This is a genomic window from Ideonella sp. (genome assembly GCF_044358605.1).
Classification (GTDB): domain Bacteria; phylum Pseudomonadota; class Gammaproteobacteria; order Burkholderiales; family Burkholderiaceae_C; genus Ideonella.
In genome coordinates, this window is sequence record NZ_JBIKNQ010000043.1 from 1 (window position 1) to 21,867 (window position 21,867).

General features: G+C 62.6%; 18 protein-coding genes. 13 read left to right on the forward strand and 5 right to left on the reverse strand.

All coding sequences use genetic code 11. From position 1 onward, the window contains the following. Positions 1-280: 280 nt before the first annotated feature. The 7 genes from ACIQ3Q_RS15070 to ACIQ3Q_RS15100 all read left to right on the forward strand — a co-directional run bounded on the left by ACIQ3Q_RS15070 (position 281) and on the right by ACIQ3Q_RS15100 (position 8,618). The gene (locus ACIQ3Q_RS15070; protein WP_396269969.1) at positions 281-2,098 is read left to right on the forward strand and encodes a hypothetical protein; all 1,818 of its coding nucleotides are present in this window, start codon (positions 281-283) and stop codon (positions 2,096-2,098) included. Next, on the forward strand, positions 2,091-2,933 hold the full coding sequence (locus ACIQ3Q_RS15075; RefSeq protein WP_396269971.1) for a phosphoadenosine phosphosulfate reductase family protein: 843 nt from the start codon (positions 2,091-2,093) through the stop codon (positions 2,931-2,933). The genes ACIQ3Q_RS15070 and ACIQ3Q_RS15075 overlap by 8 nt, the downstream gene beginning before the upstream one ends. Beyond that, entirely contained in the window at positions 2,930-3,580 is a 651-nt protein-coding gene (locus tag ACIQ3Q_RS15080) for a GIY-YIG nuclease family protein (RefSeq protein ID WP_396269972.1), read from the forward strand. The genes ACIQ3Q_RS15075 and ACIQ3Q_RS15080 overlap by 4 nt, the downstream gene beginning before the upstream one ends. Position 3,581: 1 nt before the next feature. After that, positions 3,582-5,843, forward strand: coding sequence for a hypothetical protein (locus ACIQ3Q_RS15085; protein WP_396269973.1), 2,262 nt, complete (start codon positions 3,582-3,584; stop codon positions 5,841-5,843). Positions 5,844-6,138: 295 nt separating this feature from the next. Continuing rightward, positions 6,139-7,059 (forward strand): ParB/RepB/Spo0J family partition protein, encoded by a 921-nt coding sequence (locus tag ACIQ3Q_RS15090; protein ID WP_396269975.1) that lies wholly within the window; start codon positions 6,139-6,141, stop codon positions 7,057-7,059. A 123-nt stretch (positions 7,060-7,182) separates the two neighbouring features. Further along, the gene (locus ACIQ3Q_RS15095; RefSeq protein ID WP_396269976.1) at positions 7,183-7,920 is read left to right on the forward strand and encodes a hypothetical protein; all 738 of its coding nucleotides are present in this window, start codon (positions 7,183-7,185) and stop codon (positions 7,918-7,920) included. After that, the gene (locus ACIQ3Q_RS15100) at positions 7,917-8,618 is read left to right on the forward strand and encodes a hypothetical protein (protein WP_396269977.1); all 702 of its coding nucleotides are present in this window, start codon (positions 7,917-7,919) and stop codon (positions 8,616-8,618) included. The genes ACIQ3Q_RS15095 and ACIQ3Q_RS15100 overlap by 4 nt, the downstream gene beginning before the upstream one ends. Here ACIQ3Q_RS15100 and ACIQ3Q_RS15105 read toward each other — a convergent pair. Together ACIQ3Q_RS15105 and ACIQ3Q_RS15110 are read right to left on the reverse strand one after the other, a co-directional pair. Then, positions 8,615-10,861 carry a winged helix-turn-helix domain-containing protein gene (locus tag ACIQ3Q_RS15105; RefSeq protein ID WP_396269978.1) on the reverse strand — a complete coding sequence of 749 codons (2,247 nt, stop codon included), beginning with the start codon at positions 10,859-10,861 and terminating at the stop codon, positions 8,615-8,617. The genes ACIQ3Q_RS15100 and ACIQ3Q_RS15105 overlap by 4 nt on opposite strands. Further along, on the reverse strand, positions 10,861-13,155 hold the full coding sequence (locus ACIQ3Q_RS15110) for a winged helix-turn-helix domain-containing protein (protein WP_396269979.1): 2,295 nt from the start codon (positions 13,153-13,155) through the stop codon (positions 10,861-10,863). The genes ACIQ3Q_RS15105 and ACIQ3Q_RS15110 overlap by 1 nt, the downstream gene beginning before the upstream one ends. 293 nt (positions 13,156-13,448) lie before the next feature. Here ACIQ3Q_RS15110 and ACIQ3Q_RS15115 point away from each other — a divergent pair, with 293 nt between their 5' ends. The 5 genes from ACIQ3Q_RS15115 to ACIQ3Q_RS15135 all read left to right on the forward strand — a co-directional run bounded on the left by ACIQ3Q_RS15115 (position 13,449) and on the right by ACIQ3Q_RS15135 (position 19,515). Next, positions 13,449-15,371, forward strand: a complete 1,923-nt coding sequence (locus tag ACIQ3Q_RS15115; protein WP_396269981.1) for a PrkA family serine protein kinase — start codon at positions 13,449-13,451, stop codon at positions 15,369-15,371. A gap of 153 nt (positions 15,372-15,524) precedes the next feature. Further along, entirely contained in the window at positions 15,525-16,811 is a 1,287-nt protein-coding gene (locus ACIQ3Q_RS15120; RefSeq protein ID WP_396269982.1) for a YeaH/YhbH family protein, read from the forward strand. After that, the gene (locus ACIQ3Q_RS15125) at positions 16,808-18,496 is read left to right on the forward strand and encodes a SpoVR family protein (protein WP_396269984.1); all 1,689 of its coding nucleotides are present in this window, start codon (positions 16,808-16,810) and stop codon (positions 18,494-18,496) included. Before ACIQ3Q_RS15120 ends, ACIQ3Q_RS15125 begins: the two co-directional genes overlap by 4 nt. Before the next feature lie 129 nt (positions 18,497-18,625). Continuing rightward, positions 18,626-19,084, forward strand: a complete 459-nt coding sequence (locus ACIQ3Q_RS15130; RefSeq protein WP_396269985.1) for a hypothetical protein — start codon at positions 18,626-18,628, stop codon at positions 19,082-19,084. A gap of 47 nt (positions 19,085-19,131) precedes the next feature. Next, the gene (locus ACIQ3Q_RS15135) at positions 19,132-19,515 is read left to right on the forward strand and encodes a hypothetical protein (RefSeq protein WP_396269986.1); all 384 of its coding nucleotides are present in this window, start codon (positions 19,132-19,134) and stop codon (positions 19,513-19,515) included. On the opposite strand, the gene ACIQ3Q_RS15140 is transcribed toward ACIQ3Q_RS15135, so the two are convergent. The 3 genes from ACIQ3Q_RS15140 to ACIQ3Q_RS15150 are packed head-to-tail and all read right to left on the reverse strand — an operon-like array spanning position 19,516 to position 21,204. Beyond that, positions 19,516-20,046 (reverse strand): GNAT family N-acetyltransferase, encoded by a 531-nt coding sequence (locus ACIQ3Q_RS15140; protein WP_396269987.1) that lies wholly within the window; start codon positions 20,044-20,046, stop codon positions 19,516-19,518. Further along, positions 20,039-20,581, reverse strand: coding sequence for a cysteine hydrolase family protein (locus ACIQ3Q_RS15145; protein ID WP_396269989.1), 543 nt, complete (start codon positions 20,579-20,581; stop codon positions 20,039-20,041). The genes ACIQ3Q_RS15140 and ACIQ3Q_RS15145 overlap by 8 nt, the downstream gene beginning before the upstream one ends. A gap of 14 nt (positions 20,582-20,595) precedes the next feature. Further along, positions 20,596-21,204, reverse strand: coding sequence for a GNAT family N-acetyltransferase (locus ACIQ3Q_RS15150; protein ID WP_396269990.1), 609 nt, complete (start codon positions 21,202-21,204; stop codon positions 20,596-20,598). A gap of 117 nt (positions 21,205-21,321) precedes the next feature. Here ACIQ3Q_RS15150 and ACIQ3Q_RS15155 point away from each other — a divergent pair, with 117 nt between their 5' ends. Next, a complete protein-coding gene (locus ACIQ3Q_RS15155; protein WP_396269991.1) occupies positions 21,322-21,849 on the forward strand; it encodes a hypothetical protein in 528 nt (175 codons plus the stop codon). The last annotated feature ends 18 nt before the right edge of the window (positions 21,850-21,867 follow it).

The window sequence follows — 21,867 nt, forward strand, 5'->3', positions numbered from 1 at the left end:
ATGAAAACCGCACTAAATCGATGAAATTCGGGCTCGATTTCCCGCATCACGAAACGCACTCAACTCAGACTTTAAGTCGGGCGCCAAAGCTGCATGATCAAGGCGGTTTTTCAGCAGCCTGTTAGGGGCCTGGGGCATCTACGCCGGCAGCGACTTCGATATTGAAGGTGCTGTTCGTGTAGCTCGCGCAGAGATTGGCGAGCCAGACCTTGACCGCATCTCGACCCTCAGTGACCTGCAGCCGATTCTGGCCAAGCGCCTGTACCAGCAGACCGGAACCATGCGTTGGTTCAACCGGACGTTGGTACGTCTTGATGGCATCGAGGTCACTGCTGAGTCGTTCAAGCACAAGCCCGGAAGTGTCGGCACGTTCGTCATGTGCCTGCCCTCCCTTGGGACCCGCACAAAGTCTGCTGAACACCGGGTCCGTCACGCCAGTGAAAGTGGCCCGTCGACGCTTCTGCTTGGGACGCCCAAGAACGCAGAGCGCATCGCCGAGCTGAGCCTGGAACTGGCTGCATCTGAGCGAGTCAGCAAGACCCATCCAGAGCTTCACGGAGACCCAGTCGCACGCCGCGAATTGGTTGGCCGCGTAGAAGCCGTAAGAGCTTCTCTAGAGGAAGAGTTGGCTGATGCATTCTCCACCTGCCTCTGGTATCGGGAGGGTGCTTCGGTGAATCCGAAGCACGACAAGCCACTGACGACGCTGGCATCTGAGATTTCGCAAGAGGTCTACTCCAAGACGCCCACCATCTTCAGCGAGCTCATCAATCGCGAGGAGCCCTCCAGCAACTCGGTCAAAGCGCGCAAGGACCTGATGTACCGGATGGTCAGCCATGGCCAAGAGGAACGTCTGGGCTACACCGGATTCCCGGCGGACGCGGGCCTGTACTACACCATCCTCAACAACCCAGGGCTGCATCGCGCGCTTCCAAATGGCGGCTGGGGGTTTACCGACCCCCACACCAGCCAGAAGTGGCAGAGTTTCCTCCCGTGGTGGTTCGCCACTCGTGCTGCCATGCTCGATTCGGGCAAGGTGACCACGTTGGCCAAGCTTTACCAGTTCTGGGCGGATGAGCCCTACGGGTTACGGGCAGGCGTCATGCCCGTGCTCTCGCTAGCCTTCTTCCTTGCGCACAGGTCGTCGCTTGCTCTGTACGTTGCCGGGGCCTTCACGCCAGACCTCAGTGAAGCAGTGGTCGACGAGTGGACTCTCGATCCTCAGCGCATTGCATTCAAGCACGTTGAGGCCTCGAAGGACCAGGTAAAGCTTGTCGACGCACTAGCTGCCTCGATGGCGCAGCGAACGAACTCAAGCATTGAAGCCGCGCCGCTGGATATCGCTCGTGGACTCGTCAGTATTGTCGTTGGCTTACCTGAGTGGACGAAGCGCACGTCCACCGTGTCGGAACGCGCCCAGCTTGTCCGAGCGATGCTTCTAAAGGCAAGCGATCCTCACAAGGTGCTGTTCGCTGACCTTCCAATCTTGTTGGAGGCCAACGATCCGGATGAAATCAACACACGCTTATCAGCTGTGACTGACGAGCTGGGCGCGGCGTACAGCGGAATGCTCGGCAAGGTGCGGCTGCACTTACTTGCAGCGCTGGATCATGAAGACCGTCCCTCGGTCGACTTGCGCGAGCGCGCCGCGTCTGTCAAGGGCATTACCGGTGACCTTCGCCTGGACGCCTTTGCAGCTCGGCTTGAACTCATCGACGACACGAACAGTGTCATCGAGGGGCTCATTAGCTTGGCCGTTAGTAAGCCATCAGCGCAATGGGTTGACCGAGACATCGACGCCGCTATGGGTGCACTAGCTCTGTGGGCTGTGGACTTCCGCAAGGCCGAGGCAATGGCCCCCTTGAGAAACCGTCCATCCACACGAAGGGTGCTGGGGCTGGTGTTTGGAGCCAGCCATGGCATGGATGTCACTGGGTATGTCGATATTGCAGAAAAGGACACACCAGCAGTCGACCGCATGGTGAAGGCTTTCTTCGCGAATACGATGGGCGAACGCCCCGAGGTTATCCTCGCCGCGCTTGCCGAGGCTGGCGCATTGACCTTGGGAAAGTTGGACAAGGAGAAGAGAAATGGCTGAGCGACACGTTCTTGGAATTTCGGGTGGGAAGGACTCCGCAGCGCTCGCCGTGTACATGAGCCTTCATCATCCGGAACGACCCATTGAGTACTTTTTTACCGACACAGGCAAGGAACTGCCAGAGGTCTACGAGTTCTTGGGCAAGCTGGAAGGCTTTTTGGGCAAGCCAATCACGTACCTGAACCCGAATCGGGACTTCGACTTTTGGCTCCGCACGTACAACCATTTTTTGCCGTCTCCACGGACACGTTGGTGCACGCGCAAGCTCAAGCTGGAACCGTTCAAGAACTGGGTGAAGCCATCGCTTGAGGCGGGTGACACGGTCTACAGCTACGTTGCAATCCGCTCGGACGAAGAGCATCGCGAAGGCATGGTTACTCAGCACGAGAACCTCAAGGTCGTCATGCCCTTCCGCGAGAACGGCTTAGACAAGGCTAGCGTCCTGGAAATCCTGGATGCGTCTGGCCTCGGGCTCCCAAAGTACTACGACTGGCGTTCACGTAGCGGCTGTACCTTTTGCTTCTTCCAACAGAAGATTGAATGGGTTCGCCTGAAGTCGACGCACCCAGAGGCGTTTGAAGACGCGAAGGCATACGAGAAGAATGCGCTGGAGCATGGCTCCCCGTTTACTTGGAGTCAGGGCGAGCCGCTGACGGACCTCGAGAAGCCGGAGCGCGTCGCCCAAATTGTCACTGACTTCGAAATCCGTAAGCAGCGAGAGCTTGCCCGTCGAAGGCCAAACCCTCTGAGAGCCATACCCATTGAGCCCATTGACATCGACGACCTCTACCTTGAAGACGAAGGTGGCGGTGCCTGTCTCGTCTGCCACAAATGAAAGTACCGGTCGGACGCGCACTCACTTGGTCGGAGATTGACCTGGCGCCTGAAACGCCGGGGGTCTACGCGTGGTACTCCCGCCTTGTCATCTCAAAGGCTGATATTGACGCCATCGTCAAGAGGGTCAACGAGGCCAAGCTGAGCGGCGACGCGAAGGCACGCGAGGAAGTTGAATACGCGCTGGATAGATTCATCTTCAGCCCCTACCGAGAGACTCCCTACCAAGTGGCGCTTCGCGGGCAGCTTAAGCCAAAGTTCAGCGGTGAGGTCGCCCACGAGCCTAGCAGGTCCGAGTCCTTGGTTGGTCGGCTGGCCGCTAATCCGGAGCGCTTCCGAGCCATCTCCGACATCTTAAAGACCGCTGCACCGTGGTTCACGGCCCCGCTGTACATCGGCATGGCTATCAACTTGCGCAGCCGGTTGAGGCAGCATAGAAATAAGATTGTCGAGCTACGCGACCTGCAGGGGCATGGCGCCATTGAAGACGTTGCCGAAGCGGGTTTTGCCAATCAGGTCGTCGCTCGGAACTTCGACCCCACGAACCTTTTTGTCCACATCGCAGAGGTCAGCGTCGATACCGGTGAGCACAACGACCTCGAGAACATCCTCAATCGAATCAATTACCCAATCTTCGGGAGAAACTGACATGGCAACAACACTCATCAGTGGAGGCAAGAGCGCGCTTGATGTGCACCTGAACGGGACCATCGGCACCTTCCGAGTGAGTTCAGAAGATGGGAAATCTGCAGGAGTTGAAGTCCGGTACCTGCTGACCCACGTTACGCTCTCTGAGAAGCAAGGGCAGGCGCAGTTGCTGAGTATGCTGGCGCCCGTTCGGGAGGTGTTCGACCTCAAGCAGCTCGGCTTCGACGAAATCATGCAGCGAGATATCGATGACGCCCGCGTTTCGCTGGAGCTCATTCCTTACCTGCTCGATACGTCGACGACGGGTCTCATCAAGCTGTTTCCGCCCATCGTGGCGGTTGCGCTCCCGCTGAAACCCAACAGCCGAGTGCCCGACGCGAATTACCGCAAAGTAAATCGCACGCTAGTGGACTCTCAGGAGCATGCTGGAATCAAGGAAGACCGCATCACGGCTGGTGAATTGGGCGAGGAGCAGTTCGAGTTCTTTCAGCACTACCGCAACGACGCTCCCCTTTCAGAGGGAGCTCACATGAGTCTGGCGCGGGACAATTGCACGTTGGCAATCGTTGACGGTCAGCACCGAGCGATGGCACTGCTGGCGCTGTATCGCAACCTGACCGGCGGTTGGTCGGATGCTCGCCGTAGCCCATATGAGGGCTACTACAAGGTCTGGCCAGAAAAGGAAATCCGCTCCTACAACTTGAGCGAACTCCAGCTTCCAGTTCTCATCTGCGCCTTCCCCCAGCTCGACGGGACCATGGCGCAAGACATTGATGTGGTCCGTGCTGCACGGCGAGTCTTCCTTACATTGAACAAGACGGCAAAGAAGGTATCCGACTCACGCAACAAGTTGCTGAACGATCAGGACATCGTCGCTGAATGCCTGCGGGCTACTTTGTCCTACATCAAGCAGTTGGACGCCAAGGACGATACTGGTTTGCGCATTTGGAACGTCGAGCTCGACCAGGAAGGTGACCGGGTCAAAATTGTTAGCGACGCGGCGTTCAGCGGCGTGAGCCACCTCTACCACCTGACGGAGCACCTTCTGATGAATGGCCATGCCCGTGGCATCGAGGCTCGCGGCAAGGTTGGTGCTCCGCGCAAGCGGCTTGACGAAGCGTTCGAACGGCTTGGCCTCAAGGACAATCTGACGTCGGACCAGAAGAACGTCAACACTCGGACCAACTACTCCGACGAAATCGCTGACATCTTCAGGAAGAAGTGGACCGACCTCTACGTGCCGGTCATCGACCGAGTCTTCGGCAAGGTTCACCCGCTCGCCGCCTACGCGCGCGCCACCATCAATCTCAACCAAGAGTTGGTGAGCAAGCGGGATGCTGAATTGGAAAAAATGCTCTTCGACGGCCAGGCTACGTCCCGAACCTTCGATGACTTCCGGGACGGCCTGAACCGTCGTGTGCAGGACAAAGAGCCCAACTGGACCACGCCAGAAATCAAGGAAACACTCGACCGCGTGAACGGGCTGATGGCCAGCCGGAAAGCGACCGTCGAGTCGATGAAGGCGACTAGAGCCCTGTTCATGCTGGATGCGATGAGTGGCCCCGCAAAGAAGCAAGTGATCCATGAGGGGACCGTTGCTAAGCCTGTCCGGGAAGCTATCGACAGGATGTTCGAGAACGTGTTTTCCACTGTTGCCTTCCAGACTGCGATGGTGTGCACCTATGCGGAGGCCATGCAGATTGCATTTGGCGGCATTCAGCATTCCACGCCAGCCTTGCTCGACGAGTACGTTGAAGCCATCAATGGCCTCTTGCGCCCGAAGAACATCAGTGAGCTGAAGGCTCTCATGCACACCTTCGAGGGTGAATTGGTGGTCGAGCCCTATGTGAAGCTGACCAGCGGAGGCCCAACATTCCGCCAAGTGGTGCTCCCAGGCGAATTGCAGCCGACCGAGTGGCCGAAGTACCGCTACTTGCTTCTCGAACTGTGGAAGCCAGCCGCACCGGAACTGCAGGCTGTGGTTGATACTGACCGCGCGCGTGCCCGTGCGTCCGTTGCCCAGGCACTCTACCGTCGCCGCATCGCGGACTACTGCGAGGAGCATCGCAAGGACGAGGCCGACCTTACCAAAGACGTCAAGGCTGAAATTCTTGCGAGGGCGACGGCTATGTACGAAGAGTTCCTCGCTGGCGTCGTCGGGCGCAAGGTTGCCCTCGACAAGGCATTGTTCGAGCCGCCGATTCCCGGCACTACCGCTGCATCGGCGGTGTCTTCTGACAGCGATTTGGGCGAGGCGGAGTAGGCTTGCTGGCGAAGGTGTCGGTCAATGCGGATCCCAGTGAAGTGCACGAAGAGCCCAAAGGTGACACGCGTCGCACCGTCAACTCTTCGCAATCGTGCAAATGATCTCCCGGGTCGTGACAGCTAGTGTCGACGCCTGATGGTTCCGGGAAGCCTTTGGGGTGGTGTCCGCACAGTCCGACGCAGTGCATCAGGTTTGAGTCGCAGCCAACAACACACCAAGCCGCATACTTCGACCGAGTAGCTCTTTGGCGCAGAATGATAGATGGGGCGGCGACTTGATCGACAATCCACCAATGACAAGCAAAAAACCCAAGGGACTCGGCTTGGGCCTCGAAGCCCTGCTCGGCCCCAAAGTCACCGACCTCGACGTCGAGCCGAGCAGCGGCGCGCAAAGTCCGTCCACGCTCAAAGTCTCGCAACTGCAGGCCGGCAAATACCAGCCGCGCACCCGCATGGACGAGGGCTCGCTGTACGAGCTGGCCGAGAGCATTCGCACCCAGGGCATCATGCAGCCCATCTTGGTGCGGCCGCTCAGCGGCAGCGAGGCCGGTGGTGCCGCCCAGTACGAAATCATTGCCGGTGAGCGGCGCTTCCGGGCCTCGCAGCTCGCGGGCCTGACCGAAGTGCCGGTGCTGGTCAAGGCGGTGCCCGACGAAGCCGCCGCCGTGATGGCGCTGATCGAAAACATCCAGCGCGAAGACCTGAACCCGCTGGAAGAGGCCCAAGGCCTGAAGCGCCTGATCGACGAGTTTGGCCTGACCCACGAGGCCGCCGCCCAGGCCGTAGGCCGCTCGCGCAGCGCGGCGTCCAACCTGATGCGCTTGCTGCAACTGGCCGAGCCGGTGCAAAAAATGCTGATGGCCGGCGACATCGACATGGGCCATGCGCGGGCCTTGCTGGCGCTGCCTGCGGCCCAGCAGATCATGAATGCCAACGAGATCGTCGGCAAAAAGCTCTCGGTGCGCGACGCCGAAAAGCTGGTGGCCAAGGCCCTGAACCCCGGCCGCCAGACCCCGCTGCTGCGGGTGGCCAAAGACAAATCCCGCGACATCGTGCGCTTAGAAGAGCAACTGGCCGATGCACTGACGGCCGCCGTGGAAATTCGCGTGCAGCGCAAAACCAAGCGCGGGGAGCAGGGCGAAATTGCCATCCGCTTCAGCTCGCTCGACGAGCTCAACGGCCTGCTCGACAAGCTGGGCGTGAGCGAACGCTGACAAAGTCAGAACTCGCTCAGGGTTTGGTCATGACTTCGCGGCGCCGAGCCGCAACACTGCAGTCCAGGGTGGCCAAGGGCTTAGGCCGGTGCCACCCCCACCTGGATGCTGTTGATGAAAGCCATGACCCTGTCCCATCGCACGACGGCCTCAGCCGCACTGGGCTTGCACGAGCCGGTGTCCTCCCTGTCCCCTGGCGCGCGCTTAGCCCACTTGACCGAGGCCTTCCGGCCCCAAGTTCGTCGGGCTGAGCCCGATGCCCTGTTTCGGCAGTTGACGCGCTCGGCCTTGCCGCCCACGGTGTTGGAGGCCTGGAGCCAACTGATGGGCCGTGTGGCCGACCTGCACGACCAAGTCGATGCCGCCCAAGAGGAGTTGGAAGCGCTGCGCATCGACGAGCAGGAGATTTGCCAAAGCTTGGACACTTTGGTCCATGCCCAGTGGGCCACCTTGCAAGCGCGCTTTGGCCACGTCAGCTTGGCCGCAGAGCCCTTGGGCACGCTCAGGGCAGCGCCCACACTGGCGGCCGAAGTGTGGTGCCAGATGCTGGAGTTTGTGGCCGGGTCCGCCACGCCCGGACAGCCGCGTCGCTTGCGGGTCAGCCGCCGAGACACGCAGCAAGGTTCCGTGTTCGACCTGCATCTGGATGAGCCCACGCGGCCGCCTCAAAGCGCGCGTCCAGCGGCAGACCCCGGCCGTCCACCGGGTCTGGACCAGTTGTTGATTCGCGCTGCCGCCGCAGCCAGTGGCGGCGACGCCCGCATCAGTGACTGCCCACAAGGGGCGCGCATCTTGTACGCCGTGATGAAGCCGGTTGAGCGGGCCCGTCATGGCACGGATTGCGAGGGTCAGGCCGCATGAGCGGGTCCCCCACCGTGGGCGCGGGCCTGGGGCACCAGGAGGAGCCCGCGATCACCTTGCTGCCCATGCTGTGCCCCCGCACCTTGCGGGTCATGGCGGCCCTGCTGCCCGAGGTGGACGATCTGCAAAGCGAGGCTGAGTGGGCCGCGCGGGTTGAGCATCAACTGACGGCCTGCGCCGAGGTCTGGGTGCCGGCCGTGCTGCCCAGCCAGTGGCGGCCTTTGCAGCAGGGCTGGTGGCACCGTTTGCTGGGGCAGTGGGCCCCTGAACAGCGCCACCGGCTGTGCCTCAAGATGTCCTTACCCTCTGCGGGCGCAGCCTTGACGGACGCACGGTCTGCGCAGGCCTGGGCCGATATGCAGGCGTATGGCGTGGGTTTGGTGTGGCATGACCTGGCCTGGCCGCAAGGCTGGCCCGACGCGCTGTGGCGAGACCTGAGGCCCGATGCCGTTGTTTTGGGTGAGCGGGCTCAAGCCCTGCTGCGCCGAGAGCTGGATGACGCGCAAGCAACCAAAGCCTTGGAGCGCCAAGTGCAGGCCATTCGCGCTCAAGGCCTGGCGGTGTGGGCTGGCCCGCTGGCTGATGCCCAAGCCCTCTACCGGGCGCAACAGTTGGGCTGCAGCGGTGTCTGGGGCGATCTGATCATGCAGCCCATGTCGGTGCAGAGCTTCATGCGCTTGCGCCCCAAGGCCTCTTAATCCCACAGGCTGTGGCAGAGCAGGCCCTTGGGCTCGGGCCAGGGCTGCCCTGCGGCGCCAGCGGCCAGGGTTTGGTGCACCCAGGGGACCGGCGCGTCCTGGGCTTGTTTCAGGGCGCGTGTCAGCTCACCCAGTGCGCCAGCCTGATCCCCCTGCTGGGCCAAGAATCTGGCCCGCACCACAATGGCCGGGGGGTACTCGTCGGCATAGTCTTCGACATCGGCCATCAGCCGCTCTAGCGTGGCAGCAGGCTGGGCTGTCGGGTGGCTCATCAGCAACCAAGCCAAGTCCAGCACTGTATCGATGGCCAGCGAATTGCCGGGCTCGCCTTGGCGCCACAACTGTTCCAGCACCGCAATCGCAGTCAGGGGCTCAGCTCGGGCCAGTGCCAGCGCGGCGTCCAAGCGTGCACCGGCCACGCTGTCGCGTGCGTCCATGTGCTGCCTCAAGCGCATGGCTGGGTCGTATAGCCCCTGGCTCAAGAGGTGTGCGCCCACCCGCGACTGGAACTCATGCAGGCTGGTGCGCAGGTTTTCGCACCGCGCTAGCCGAGCCAGCAGCCCCTGCTGTGACTGCAGGCTGGGGCCCTGGTGACCTCGCCGCCAGGCGATCTCTTCCCACAAAAATCCCAGGTAGTCGTCCGCCTGCGGCATGGGCAGCTCGGCGGCCCCACGGGCGCTGAAGTGTTGATCAAGCCGGTCCACTTCAGCGCTGGCGGCATTCAAGGCCCCGGCCGATATCAGGGCCTCAATGTGTGAGAACGCAGCCAAGCAGGCCAAATAGACATTGCCTGCTGTCTCAAACACCGCCAAAGCCTGGCGCGACTGAGCAATGGCCAAGGCAAAGCTCTTGCGTTCCACATGAATGCTGCTGAGCGCCAACAGCACACTGCCTTCGTGCACCTCACTGCGGGTGCGGGCCAGCAATTGCTGGGCCCGCTCCAAGGTCACCATAGCTTGGGTGAGCATGCCTCGGCTTTGCAGCACCCCGGCCAGATGGCAGCGGGCGCGAACCTGCAGCAACAAGTCACGGCTGCTGGCGGCCTGCACCACCGCCAATTCCATCTCTTGCGTCGCGAAGGGCAGCTCATGTTGAAAATGCGCGACCGAGCCACTCAGCAAGGCCCAGCGTGCCGGCCAAATGCTGCCTTGTAGGCGCATGGCCATGTCACGGCCTTCGTCCAGCCAACGCCGGGCAGCGGCCAGGTCTCCACTGATCTGGGCCACGCTGGCCTGCATATAGCGCGCCCGAACCTGCAGCGTCGGATCATGACCTTGCTCGGCCAAGGCCCGAGCTATGTCGGCTTCCTGACGACCCTCTCGGTAGCTCCCCAGTCGCCGCAGAACGTCTGCCAGCTCCACATGCACCAAGGCCGACGCCGGAGCCTGCAGGGCTGCTTGGGCCAGCAAGGTTTGCGCGGTGCGATAGTGGTCGGCCTGCATGGCGTGGGCGGCCCGTGCGAGCAACTCCAGCACGTCGGCGTCCAAGGTCTGCGTCGTCCCTGTCGCGGTGGGGTATTGGGTCAGCCACTGCATGGCATGGCGCGCCAGTTCAGCCACATCCGGGCCTTCCACCAAACCTTGCAGCGGAGCTGCGGGGCCGCGGTCGACGGTGATGCCCAAAGCCAGCAATCCCCCGCCGCCCCGATGCAGGCGCAAGGCCACCACATCACCCAGACCGAGCATGGCCCTGAGGTGCTGGCTGCGCAGGGACAAGGGCAAGTCCGCTTGGTCTGCCGCCCCAATTTGCTGAGCGTCGGCACAGTGTTGCTTGCCTTGCGCGTTGAACAAATGGCCGATCAAGGCCGGTAAGCCATGCAATGTCCAGCCGAGGCTTGCGTCGCCGGTGTCATTGACGGCGGGCAGCAGCCCCAGCAGGCCTGAGTTGACCGTCGCGTGGGGAACGGGGTTGGACTCGGGCAAGACGGCCAAGGGACGGCTGATGGCGGCCACAAAGCGATAGCCCACACCATGGATGGTGCGGATCACCTCGGGCTCGCGGCCATCGTCGCTCAAGGCCCGGCGCAGCTTCATCACTGCGCGCGCCAACACCGAGTCCGACACATGAACGGTGCCCCAAACCTGGGTCAGCAGCTCTTCTTTAGGCACCACGCGCTCAGCATGGTCCATCAGGTAGAGCAGCAGCTCAAAAGACTGGCGTTGCAGCTCTACGCGTTGGTCCTCGCACCACAGCTCGCGGGCTTGGCGGTGAACGACAAAACGACCGAAGTGCAGTGCAGGCATCAGTTCCTCACGGCTTCGGTCAGCAAGCTGCCTGTCTCAGGCCAAGCCTGCTCGTGTTGCAGGGCTTGCACTGCAGCACGCACCAGGGTCAGGGCGGACTCGGCATGCATCTGCATGGCACGGCGCAGCTCGTTCAGGGCGTCTTGGCGTAGGCCTTGGTGGTCCAAATAGCGGGCCCGCACCACGATGGCGGGCAGGTACTCGTCACACTCGTCGTCAATGTGGGCCATCAAGGATTCCAGCTTCAGGGGCAGCCCCTGGGACAGGGCCAGCCACACCAAGTCAATGGCCGCATCTATGCGTGCTGCGGCATGGCTGGGGCCGCTGTTCCAGGCGTCCTGGAGCACTTGCACAGCCCTGGCGGTGTCGTGGGCTGCCAAGGCTTGCATGGCGTCCAAGCGGGCTTGCAGCAGGGCGTCGCCGTCCAGTTGGATCTCTTTGAGCACCCGCGCCGCTTCTGCAGGCCGGTTCAGGGCCAAGCATTGCGAGAAGACGCGCAGCTGATAAGGCAGGAGCACCCCGCGCAGATACTCGGACTTCAACGCGGCCCTCAAGGCCGCCAAAGACTGTTCCAAGCCGCGTGCATGCTCGCCTCGCAGCCACAGAATCTGGCCTAAACGCATGGGGATCAGCAGGTCCACATCGGGCAGGGGCAACGGGCCTTTGTCGTGCCGCTGCAGGGCATCCTCCAGCAGGGCCTGGGCCTCGTTCTCGGCGCGGCTGAGCTGGCCCAGCTCCATCAAAGGCTCGATACGCATGGCCCGGCAGTACCACACGGTGTAGGCATGGCCGACTTGCTCATAGACGGCGCGGACCTGCTCAAACTGGGCCAAGGCCAGGGTGAAGTGGCGACGGCGCTTGTGGAGCGTGGCGCTGAAGAGTTGCACCGACGCCCGCGTAGGCTCAGCCTGAATGCGCGCCAGCAACTGATGAGCGCGCTGTAACAGCTCGGTAGCACGGGTGACCAGACCTCGCTCGCCCAACACATCTGCCAAGCGAAGCCGGGCGCGGACCTGCAGCAGCACATCGTCACTGCCTGCCAGCAGGCTCACCGCAGCCTCCAACTCAGCAATGGACCGGGTGCTGTCACCCATGGACTGAGCCAAGTGACCACTGAACAGCAAGCCCTCGGCACGTTCATGCCGGCCGGGCAAGGCCTGAGCCAGCGGCTCCGCCATGTCCATGAAGTGGCGAGCCCTCTGCAACTGGCCCGCCGCACCGGCCAGCATGGCCTGGTTCAAGCGCACCTTGAAGGCCAGGGCTGCAGGGCGCTCAGCCGGGGGCAGGGCGTGGATCAAGTCCCATGCCCGCTCGGCCGCGGCCTCGGCCAAGGCCAGCTTGCCGGTCAGGCGCAAAACACGCGCCCACTCCAGGTTGACCAAGGGCGACAGCGGGTTCAAACCCTGCGCCTCGTGCAGCAGGGCTTCTGCTTCGGCCAAGTGGCCGTGTCGAATGCTGTGGCTGCTGCGCGCCAACAGCTCCAAGGTGGTGGCCTCCAGGGTCTGTGCATGGCGAGGTGCGTTGGCCCATTGCGCGTTCAGCCAGGCCGCAGCCTGTTCGGCCAGGCCGGGCACGCTGGCGCTGACAAAGTGCTGCTCGGCCGCTTCAGCCAGGTCTGGGTTGGCGTGCAGGTGCAGGCTCAGTGAGCCAGCCGCACTGCCCAGGCGAGCCCGCAGCACCCAGGTGGCGCCCAGGGCCGCTCGCACATTGGCGGCACGCTCTGCCCAGGAGGCTTGGGGCAGGTCGGCCTGCTGCAAGGCCTGGGCGTCCACCAAACGCACATGGCCTTCGGCATCCAGCAGATGGCCTAGCAGGCTGGGCAAACCGTCTTGGGCCCAGGCCAGAGGTGGAGCGTCAGGCATCTCCAGCGGCAGCACGGCCAGGCAGATTTGGGGCGGGGCTGCAGACACGGCAGGCACAGCGGGCGAGCCCTGCGGCTGCGGAGGCACCAGCCAGCGGTAGCCCACGCCATGCACGGTGCGCAACAGGGCGGGGGGCTGCTGCTCGTCGCCAATGGCGCGGCGCAGCTTCATCACCGCGCGTGCCACCACCGAGTCGGTGACCTCGGCGTCCCCCCAGACCTCGCGCAGTAGCTCATCTTTGCTGATGTCCCGCCCCGCGTGGGCCAGCAGATACAGCAGCAAATCCAGCGACAGGCGTTGGATTTCTACGGCTTGGCCGTCGCGCCAGAGCTCGCGGCTGTGCGGATGAACCACGCAGCGGCCAAACCGCAGCGCAGCGTTGGCGGCTGCGGGGGCGGTGACGGAATCCACATGGGGGGCCTGCGGTGGCATGGGTGATCAGTGCGCTTTGCCTAGACGCCGAACCGGCGCTGGCGTGGGAGGGTCATTTTGACCGAGATCAAGCACCGAATTTGCCTGCTTATCGGCGCTTTAGTTGGGCTGCATCAGAGCGATCCTGACATCACAGAGCCGCTGGTGAGTGAGCAAGCAGTACCGCCGGAAAGCTCTGATGGCGCCCGGGTCCAGTACAGCCGGGACGTCATCAGAACTTCCCTGACGCCCCGCAGCTGCCTTGTGTTTTGTTGCGTGGCGCCGTCCTGATCCATCACCCCCAGGAGGCCACCATGGATGTCATCAGCAGTTTTGCCGCCCGCTTTGAGCGCAGCCGCGAAGAGGAAATGTCGCTTGAAGACTACCTCGCCGAGTGCAAGCGCAGCCCGCTGACCTATGCCACCGCTGCTGAGCGCATGCTCAAAGCCATCGGTGAGCCGCAGATGGTGGACACCCGCAACGATCCGCGCCTCTCGCGCATCTTTGCCAACAAGATCATCAAGATCTATCCCGCCTTCGCCGAGTTCTACGGCATGGAAGAAGCCATCGAGCAGGTGGTCAGCTACTTCCGCCACGCCGCCCAAGGCCTGGAAGAAAAGAAGCAGATCCTCTACCTGCTGGGCCCGGTGGGGGGTGGCAAGAGCAGCATTGCCGAGCGGCTCAAGGCCTTGATGCAAGAAGTGCCTTTCTACGCCATCAAGGGCTCACCGGTGAACGAAAGCCCGCTGGGCTTGTTCGATGTGGCCGAAGACGGCCCGCTGTTGGAGCAGGAGTACGGCATCCCGCGCCGCTACTTGAACCGCGTGATGAGCCCTTGGGCCGTCAAGCGCCTGGAAGAGTACGGCGGCGACATCCGGCAGTTCCGCGTCGTCAAGCGCCACCCCAGCATCTTGAAGCAGACCGGCATTGCCAAGACCGAGCCGGGCGATGAGAACAACCAAGATATCTCCAGCTTGGTGGGCAAGGTCGACATCCGCAAGCTCGAAACCTATGCCCAAGACGACCCCGACGCCTACAGCTACAGCGGCGGCCTGTGCCTGGCCAACCAGGGCTTGCTGGAGTTTGTGGAAATGTTCAAGGCGCCCATCAAGGTGCTGCACCCCTTGCTGACGGCCACCCAAGAAGGCAACTTCAAGGGCACCGAGGGCTTTGGCGCCATTCCCTTTGACGGCGTGGTGCTGGCCCACAGCAATGAAAGCGAGTGGAAGGCCTTCCGCAACAACAAGAACAACGAAGCGTTTCTGGACCGCATCTACATCGTCAAAGTGCCTTACTGCCTGCGCGTGAGCGAAGAGATCAAGATCTACGAGAAGCTGCTCAAGGGCTCCTCGCTGGCCGGGGCCACTTGCGCACCAGGCACGCTGAAGATGATGAGCCAGTTCGGCATCCTGACCCGCCTGAAGGAGCCGGAGAACTCCTCGCTCTATTCCAAGATGCAGGTCTACGACGGCGAGAACCTCAAAGACACCGACCCGCGCGCCAAGAACTACCAAGAGTACCGCGACTACGCCGGCGTGGACGAAGGCATGAGCGGCATCTCCACCCGCTTTGCCTACAAGATCATCTCCAAAGTCTTCAACTTTGACAGCACCGAAGTGGCGGCCAACCCCGTGCACCTGATGTATGTGTTAGAGCAGCAGATCGAGCGCGAGCAGTTCCCGGCCGAGACCGAGCAGAAGTACACCGCCTTCATCAAAGAGCAGTTGGCCCCGCGCTATGCCGAGTTCATTGGCAAGGAGATCCAGACCGCGTATCTGGAGAGCTATAGCGAGTACGGCCAGAATATTTTTGACCGCTATGTCACCTATGCCGACTACTGGATCCAAGACCAGGAGTACCGAGACACCGACACCGGCGAGGTCTTTGACCGCTCTTCGCTGAATGCCGAGTTGGAGAAGATCGAGAAGCCCGCCGGCATTGCCAACCCCAAGGACTTCCGCAACGAGATCGTCAACTTTGTGCTGCGGGCGCGGGCCAATAACGCGGGCAACAACCCGGTCTGGACCAGCTATGAAAAGCTGCGCTCGGTGATCGAGAAGAAGATGTTCTCCAACACCGAAGAGCTGCTGCCAGTGATCAGCTTCAATGCCAAGGCCAGTGCCGACGAGGCCAAGAAGCACGAGGACTTTGTCGACCGTATGGTGGCCAAGGGCTACACCAGCAAGCAGGTGCGCTTGCTGTGCGAGTGGTACTTGCGTGTGCGCAAGAGCAGCTGACCCACCTCCACCCGCAGCGCCCCCCGGTCATCGGCCGGGGCTGGTGCAGACCTCATCGTTCGCCCTGAGCATTTGGCAGGGCTTGGGGCCACTCGGCCCGAACGGCGGGCCTGCATCGGGGTGGCGGATCAGTAGCTTGAAGGACTGCAAATCATGGCACTTCAGCAAATCATCGACCGCAGGTTGGCCGGCAAGAACAAGTCCATCGGCAACCGCGAGCGCTTTTTGAAGCGCTACAAAGACAAGATCCGCGAGGCGGTGAAGCGCGCGGTAGACGGCCGCGGCATTCGCGACCTGGAGCGCGGCGAAGAGGTCCACATCCCCAAGAAGGACCTCTCCGAGCCCGTCTTCCACCACGGCCAAGGCGGCCAGCGCGATGTGGTGCACACCGGCAACAAAGAGTATGTGACGGGCGACCACATCGAGCGCCCACAAGGCGGTGGCGGCAAGGGCTCGGGCAAGGGCCAGGCCAGCGACTCGGGTGAGGGTGAAGACGACTTTGCCTTTGCGCTCAGCAAAGAAGAGTTCATGCAGGTCTTTTTTGAAGACCTGGCCTTGCCCCGCCTGCTGCGCACCCAACTGGCCGAGGTGCCCGAGTACAAAACCCACCGCGCGGGCTACAGCAGCGACGGCACGCCCAACAACCTGCACATCGTGCGCTCCATGCGCGGGGCGTATGGCCGCCGCTTGGCTTTGGGCGGTGAAGCTCGCCGCGAGCTGCGTGAGCTGGAGGCCAAAGTCTCTGAACTCAAGCGTTACCACGCCGATGACCCCGTGGCCCAGCGCGAGGTGCAAGAGGCCCAAGTCCGCATCGCCGAGCTGCGCGCGCGGCTGGACCGCATCCCCTTTCTCGACCCGATTGATCTGAAGTTTCGCAGCCGCGTGCGCGTGGCCGTGCCCAGCTCCAAGGCGGTGATGTTCTGCCTGATGGATGTCTCGGGCTCTATGGACGAGCAGCGCAAGGAGCTGTCCAAGCGCTTCTTCATCTTGCTTTATCTGTTCTTGACCCGGCACTACGAGAAGATCGAGCTGGTTTTCATCCGCCACCACACCCAGGCCCAAGAGGTCAGCGAAGAAGACTTCTTTCATGCCCGCGAGACCGGCGGCACCGTGGTGTCGAGCGCGCTGGAGCTGATGGACCAGATCGTGCGCGAGCGCTACAACCCCAGCGAGTGGAACATCTACGGCGCCCAGGCCAGCGACGGCGACAACTGGCACCACGACTCCACCCGCTGCAAAGAGCTGCTGGTGAACCGCCTGCTGCCGGCCTGCCGCTACTACGCCTATGTGCAAGTGGCTGAGGAAGAGCAAAACCTCTGGGAAGAGTACGCCAGCTTGGTGGGCGCGCAGCCCAACTTTGCGATGCGCAAAGCCACTGAGGCCTCGGACATCTATCCGGTCTTCCGCGACCTGTTCAAAAAGGAAGGGGCTACCGCATGACCACCGCTCACACCCCCGCCGACGCCCTCTTGGGTGAGGCCCTGCACGGCCCCTTGGTGCCGCCCAGTGACGAGCCCTTTTCGCAAGATCGCCGCCACACCACGGCCGGCCCCGTGCCCGCCAGCGGCGACCGCCGCAAACCGCGCACCAGCCTGCAAGCTCCGCTGCCCTATCTGCCACGGCCAGACAAACCCTTGCCCGACCCCAGCGACTGGACTTTTGACCTCGTGGAGCAATACCACGACATCATCCAAAAGACAGCCCAGCGCTTTGGCCTGGACACCTACCCGAACCAGTTGGAGATCATCACCGCCGAGCAGATGATGGACGCCTACGCCAGCGTGGGCATGCCGGTGAACTACCGCCACTGGAGCTATGGCAAAGAGTTCATTGCCACCGAGAAGAACTACAAGCGCGGCCACATGGGCCTGGCCTATGAGATCGTCATCAACTCCAACCCCTGCATCAGCTACCTGATGGAAGAAAACACCATGGCCATGCAGGCCCTGGTGATCGCCCATGCGGCCTATGGCCACAACAGTTTTTTCAAAGGCAACTACCTGTTCCGCATGTGGACGGATGCCGCGTCCATCATCGACTACCTGGTCTATGCCCGGCACTACGTGGCCGAGTGCGAACAGCGCCATGGCGTGGAGACTGTGGAGCTGTTTCTCGACTCTTGCCATGCGCTGCAAAACCATGGCGTGGACCGCTACCGCCGCCCGGCCAAGCGCAGCCTGGCCGAAGAGCTGGCCCAGCGCAAAGAGCGTGAGGCCTATGCCCAGCAGCAAATCAACGACCTCTGGCGCACCCTGCCCAAGGCCAAAGAAGACACCGAGGCCACGGCCGCCGCCAAGCGCTTCCCCGCAGAGCCTGAAGAGAACTTGCTCTACTTCATCGAGAAGCACGCACCGCTGCTGGAGCCCTGGCAGCGCGAGATCATCCGCATCGTGCGCAAGACCGCGCAGTACTTCTACCCCCAGCGCCAAACCCAGGTGATGAACGAAGGCTGGGCTACCTTTTGGCACCACAAGCTGCTCAACGAGATGTACGACAACGGCTTCCTCACCGACGGCGTGATGATCGAGTGGCTGACCTCGCACTCCAACGTGGTCTACCAGCCCAAGGTGGGTGACCGCGGCTACAACGGCTTCAACCCCTATGCGCTGGGCTTTGCCATGTACACCGACATCAAGCGCATCTGTGAAGCGCCCACCGAAGAAGACCGCCGCTGGTTCCCCGACATTGCGGGCAAGCCCTGGCTGCCCGTGCTGGAAGACGCCATGCGCAACTTCAAGGACGAGAGCTTCATCGGCCAGTACCTCAGCCCCAAACTGATGCGCGACTTCCGCCTCTTTGCCATCCGCGACGACGACCAAAAGCCCGACATCACTGTCTCCGCCATCCACGACGACGAAGGCTACCGCCGCCTGCGCGAAACCCTGTCACGCCAATACGACCTGGGCACCCGCGAGCCCAACATCCAAGTGTGGAACGTCAACCTGCGCGGCGACCGCAGCCTGACCCTGCGCCACACCCAACACAACAACCGCCCCCTCGACCAAAGCGCCAGCGAAGTCCTCAAACACGTCGCCCGCCTCTGGGGCTTTGGCGTGCAGTTGGAAAGCGTGAATGGCGGCGGTGCAGTGACCGCGCAGTGGGCGGTGCCGGCGCCGCAGGGGTGAGTGGGGCGTGATCTGATGAAGGGATGACCCGCCTAGTGGGCGCCCTGTCTCTTGGTTCGTTCCTGCCGCTATCTGGCTACCGATTCTGCACATAGACTAGCTTCCATCAATAGGGATGGGAGTCAGGACATGAGCCAAGTGAAGCGCTTTGAGGATTACTGCTGGCACGACAACGCCATCCACGCCTTTCGCATGGTTCAGGGTGCAGATGGTTGCACCGGTGATCTTGTCTTGGACATCGACCACATCGTCGAATGGCTGAGCCCACCAGAGAACGCTACGGCGTACCACTTCAGACTTGCTCCGGCACTTCTCACATTTCATGAGGTGTCTGACTTGGTGGTGTCGATCGACTATGGCGCGCATTCTTTGGCTTTCCAGCCGATGGCGATCCATGACATTCGGCGCGAAGAAGTCACCTATCCCAATGGCTACACCTCTTTCGCCTGGACGATCGAGCTCAACATTCCAATGGCTGGGCACATGACATTTCATGCGTCTGGCTTTACCCAAACGGTGAATTCGGAGTCCGTGGTTTCCCGAATGCAGAGCTTGTCGCCCAGCCAGCGCGGGTCTCTCCTCTTGTGAGCAGGCTCGGCGGACAACATTAGTTCTGAACCAGACTTGCGCGTTCGATGAATACCTTCCAATTTTGGCTAGACATCCACTGTGCTGGGTCCCCAGCTTGCACGCTCTTCGGCTCGCTGGATATGCCCGTTCGGCCCCTTGCGGGCGAGCGCATTTCCTTCCATCAGGAAAAGGGCTCGGACCTGCAATTCCAGCACGTTCGTTTCGAAGCCGTGTGTTCCCGCGAGGCAAGTGTCTCCGTTGAGGTGGAGGAGGTGTCGCACTACAGTGTTCGGAGAGACGGCAGGCTGGTGTTCACCTCTGTCATTCGAGCTCACCCGCTGAACGTTTCTACTTTGGATGATGTCCGGGTTGTCCGGGACATTTTGACCAAGCAATGTGGTCTGGCAGTCGATCCTTATGGGATCAACGTCTTTGATGCAGAAGGCTAGTCACGATGTGACGTACCACCGCAACGCCATCAACACCTCTTCCTGCAACACCCCATTCACCAGCATGGCACCAGGCTCGCGGCCAAAGGCCACAAAGCCTAGGCTTTCATAGAGCCGCAGCGCGGCGGTGTTGTGGGCGTTGACGCAGAGGTTGAGTTGCAAGAGGCCCGGTACCTCGCGCGCGGCAGCGATGGCCTCTTGCATCAGTGCGCGCCCCAACCCTCGGCGGCGGGCTGCGGGGGTGACCACCATGCCCCAGATGATGGCCTTGTGTCGCAGCTTGCGCATGCCCTCGCGGCCCAGGCCGACCACGCCCAGCAGCTCGCCTGCCGCATCAAACGCGCCGAACACGGCATGGTCGGGTGATGGGGCCAAGCGCTGGGCCACGGTGTCCAGCGCTTCGTCGCACTCTTCTTCAAAGCTTGAGCTAAAGGCCGTGGGCTCGCGTTGCAGGCCTGCCAAACGCAAGGCTTGAAAAGCGGCGGCGTCGGCCGGAGTCAGGCGACGGATGTGGAAGGGCGCATCAGTCAAAGCGCACCTCCTCAGCCCGCACACAGTGCGTGCGTGGCCCAAAGCTGCTGATCTGGGGCAGCAGGCGGTTGTGGTGGGCGATGATTTGCGGGGCGCTCAGCTCGGCGCTGTCCATCGTGGAGTGGCCGTCGGCCACCAAGGTGACGGGGAAGCCCAAGGCCATGGCGCGGCGGGTGGTGGTGTCTACGCAAAACTCGGTTTGCAGGCCGCAGATCACCACGCGGGCGATGCCGCGCTGGTGCAAGTGGGCTTCTAGCCCCGTGTGCATGAAGGAGTCGGGCGTGGTTTTGCGCACGCGCAGGTCGCCTTCGGCCAAGGTCAGGCCGTCAGCCAATGCCCAGCCTGGGCTGTCGTGTTGCAGGGGGCCGCTGGCGGCCTCGTGCTGAATGAAGACCACGGGGGCGCCTGCGGCACGAGCCTTTTCACTCAGGGTGTTGATGCGCTGGATCAGGCCCGGCACGTCATGCGCGGCGTACTCGCCTTGGCACAGGCCTTGTTGAACGTCGATCACCAGCAGGGCGGAGGTGGCGGGCATGGGGGGTTCTCGCGTCAAGGGGCAGCTGTGGGTGTGGGGGCTGTTTGGGCTTTTGGGGCGGTGAGGGCATAGAGGCAGGTGTCGCGCAGCGCGCCGTCCGGCGCTTTGCGCTCATGCCGCATGGTGGCTTCCAGCACCATGCCCGCACGCTCAGCCACGGCGCGGCTGGGGCGGTTCTCGGCGTCGGGCAGGGCGGTGATGCGCACCATGCCCAGCTCCTGCATGGCCCAGCGGCAAAGGGCGCTCACGGCTTCCGTCACCAAGCCTTGGCCTTGGTAAGCGGGGCGGCACCAGTAGCCGGCCTCGCACTTGGGCGTGTCCCACTCCAGGTGATGAAAACCTGCACCGCCGATGTAGTGGCCGCCGTCTTTGAGGAACATCAGCATGGGCAGCTCTTTGCGCGCCAGGTAGTTGAGGTGGCCTTCGCGGCAAAAGGTTTCAGAGGCCTCGACGGAGGGCTCGAACAGCGCCCAGGGCAGGGAGGCGGGCCAGGCCCGCAGCGCGGCCAAGCTGTCGCGCACGCCCTCGAACACGGCTTGGCCGTCGCCGGGGCGCGGGCAACGGATCAGCAGGCGTGGGGTTTCGATCTGGTCGGCGATGTCGCGCAGCAGGGCAGAGGGCATGATCGGACGCGGTGGCCGAGGTGGCCTTGCATGGTAGACGGCTTTGGCGCGCAGAAAGACCGCAGTTCTTGACCTGTCTGCGTGAACGCAGGGCCTGAGGGCTCAGACAATAGACGCATGGGCACTTTGGGTTTGCGTTCTCCTCTTGCGCTGGGGCTGTGTGCGGGCGGCCTGCTGCTGGCCGCTGCTGCTGCGTGGTGGTGGCAGGGCCAGCGGGCGCAGCAGCAGGCCCAACAAGCCGAGCACGAGAAGCAGGCCCGCGTGCAGCGCGGCCAGGCCTTGTTCAGTGGCGCGGCGGAGTTACAGGGCCGGGTGGTGGGCCATCAGGTGGACCTGCCGGCAGCCGCCGTGGCCTGCATCAACTGCCATGGGGATGCGGCGTCTGAGCGGCCCCTTGTAGCGTCGGCTCAGGCCGCTGCCTCCGGCGTGGCGCCGCGCTTTGCGCCACCTTTGACGTCGCAGCATCTGGCCCAGGCCCGCCCACGGCGCGGCGGGCCGCCCTCGCAGTACGAGGCAGCCAGCCTGTGCCGCTTGTTGCGTGAGGGCCTGGACCCGGCCACCGTGCTGATCCCCTTGACCATGCCGCGCTACCGCATCACCGATGCCCAGTGTGCGGACCTGTGGCAGTTCATGGTGAGCCGCTGAGTGATTGCATGCATGACA